At 40.3% G+C, this 2,300-nt stretch carries 3 protein-coding genes; all 3 read right to left on the bottom strand.

The window, feature by feature from the left end; genetic code table 11:
• Nucleotides 1-331 (bottom strand): glycosyltransferase (locus VE944_RS08240; protein WP_324974979.1); only part of this gene is annotated, 331 nt, incomplete at its 3' end.
• A gap of 148 nt (nucleotides 332-479) precedes the next feature.
• Nucleotides 480-1,169: a pilus assembly FimT family protein gene (locus VE944_RS08235; RefSeq protein ID WP_324974976.1), complete on the bottom strand. Its 690-nt coding sequence runs from the start codon at nucleotides 1,167-1,169 to the stop codon at nucleotides 480-482.
• 38 nt (nucleotides 1,170-1,207) lie between these two features.
• Nucleotides 1,208-2,245: a hormogonium polysaccharide secretion pseudopilin HpsC gene (gene hpsC / locus VE944_RS08230; RefSeq protein ID WP_324974972.1), complete on the bottom strand. Its 1,038-nt coding sequence runs from the start codon at nucleotides 2,243-2,245 to the stop codon at nucleotides 1,208-1,210.
• Nucleotides 2,246-2,300 lie beyond the last annotated feature (55 nt).

The following is a 2,300-nucleotide window of genomic DNA, read 5'->3' as shown; positions in this document are numbered from 1 at the left end:
CTGCTGCTACCCAGGTGGATGTTGGGTAATTGTCATCATCGAGAAAACCTATAAATCTGCCTTTAGCTTCTTCAATTGCTCTTTGTCTAGCGTATGCTGCTCCCTGTTTCGTTTCAAAGAAGTACTTTAGTGGATAAGGACACTGCCAATTTTGTTGAGTTTTTTGAACAACTTTAGCTGTGTTATCAGTGCTGTTGTTGTCTACAACTATAATTTCCCAATATAAATTTTCGGTGTGAATTTGGTTTTGTAGACGCTCCAGTAGTTCAGGCAAACGACTTTCACCGTTATAAGTTGGGATAGCTACAGTAAAGTCAAGGTTTTCAGTCATTTTCCTAAAATTATATTTTATTAAAACGATTTTTCAGGTATTTAAAATCAGAAAACTGCACTGGATGTTACAATTTTGCTCCCAAAGTGCAGTTTTCTGTACCGTATTTATATTGAATTTTTATGAAGTTTCGCTACAAAAAAATTATTTAATTATTGCTGCACGCAGGGTCTTTCGCTGTTCGCATTCCTCCAAGGAGAGTTTGCACTATGATGTAGCGTTTCAATGCACTAGCCTCAGTGGTTCCTGTTTTGGGCGCAGCTACCATCACTTTTAAACATGTATCGGCAACAGTACCGCTAGACTTATTTGCCAATATACCCATGTAGTCGAAAGTAATAGTGCCGATTCCTGGCGCAGTCTCAACTATTTCACCAGTAGCATTTTTTGTATTAGAAGTAGAAATATTAGTATACAGTAGAACTTGCCCTGGATTAGACACCATATCCTCGCCTAAAGGCTTCCACACAACATCCGAAGCCGGTGTAATAGCACCCTCATGAATGAGAAGCTTGGGAACGCCGTTTTCGTTTTTAAAACTAACACTGTAGCTAAGTTTTGTCTTTTTAGCTTCGCGCTGTGCTTCTTGTAGCGCAGCTAAAACTGCATCATTCGCTTTATTTACTCGCTGCCGATTTACAAAGGCAAGCCAACCAGGAGCTGCGATCGCAGATAGAATTCCTATCATCACCATTACTACAATTAATTCTAGCAAGCTAAAACCAGCATCCTGTTGGGTGTATCCAGAAGCGTAGTGCAGGTTGTTAACTAAACATGGCTGCTTGCTTTTTGCATTCCTGTGGATTAGTTGCAATAATCTCAAACTTAACTTTCCCATAATTAGCTGCCATTGACTAATGCTTTGAATTCCAGCATTTACTTGGTAAATAAGTATCCGCGTCCCTGTACTCGTATGCTTGCAGTCGGAAAATAAGTTTTTTTGCTATCAGCGTATTTTATTCTATTTGAGTCAGTTTCGATACGAGCAAGTGCATTGCCGCGTAAAAATACTTGTGCTGTAGTGTTAACTCTATCAATACAGCTATAAAAACCAGTCATTTTATACGTATCACGAGTATTGAAAGTAGCTGTGTTTGGTGGAACCTTTGACCATGTGTTGTTAGCAGAGTTAGGAGGACATGTTATAGATGGCGTTTCTGGTACGTCGTCAGTTTTTGTTTGATCAATGAAGTCAACAAGTACTGTGGTATCAGCAGTATAACTTGCTGTAGCTTTTGTCCAAGCATTCATCTTTTGTGTTATCGTACCTATTCCATCAAGCTTAAATAAAGCAAAGCCTGGACTAGGACACTGACCGGTTAGATATTTGCCACATGTTTCTGTACTGCTGGGATCTGGTACACCGTCTCTAATTTGCCATCGGGCGATACGGGCTGCATTAGACCAAGTAGCACTAGAAGTAGCGTCTTTAATTAAATAGTAGGCGACCAATGAGTAAACATAAGTATCATCTTTTTGGGTGCTTGGAGTTGTTGTAATTGTAATTGTTTGACTAACTAATTCTCGCTTCCAAAAAACAAGGATAGGAACTCTATCTGTTGCAGTTGGGCTAGGTAGTTGATTCCCAGTTGTACCTGCATTGGGGCAAGTAATAGTATCAGCAGTACCGGTTAGACAACCAACTCCAGTAGCATCATAAATATAGATGGCCTGCTGTAAATCACGGGCAATGTAATCCAGCGCAGCTTGAATTTCTTGCTCGGAATTTGCCTTGGCTTGCTCCTGCCGATCTGTGTTCAGAATATTGATCATGAAGCCTAGCAACGGTGTGATGATGAGGAATGCCATGATCATGGCTACCAACAATTCAATTAGCGTAAAACCATCAACTTGCTGGATGCCTTTGGAGCGCTTCAACTGGTTACTGAGCAGAAATTTTAGTGTCCTTATCATACTCCGGTATTCTCTTTGCTAATAGATGCACAGCGATCGCATAATAGACATCTCC

This window comes from Nostoc sp. (genome assembly GCF_035638895.1).
GTDB lineage: Bacteria > Cyanobacteriota > Cyanobacteriia > Cyanobacteriales > Nostocaceae > Nostoc.
This window is presented reverse-complemented; position numbering and strand designations above follow the sequence as displayed.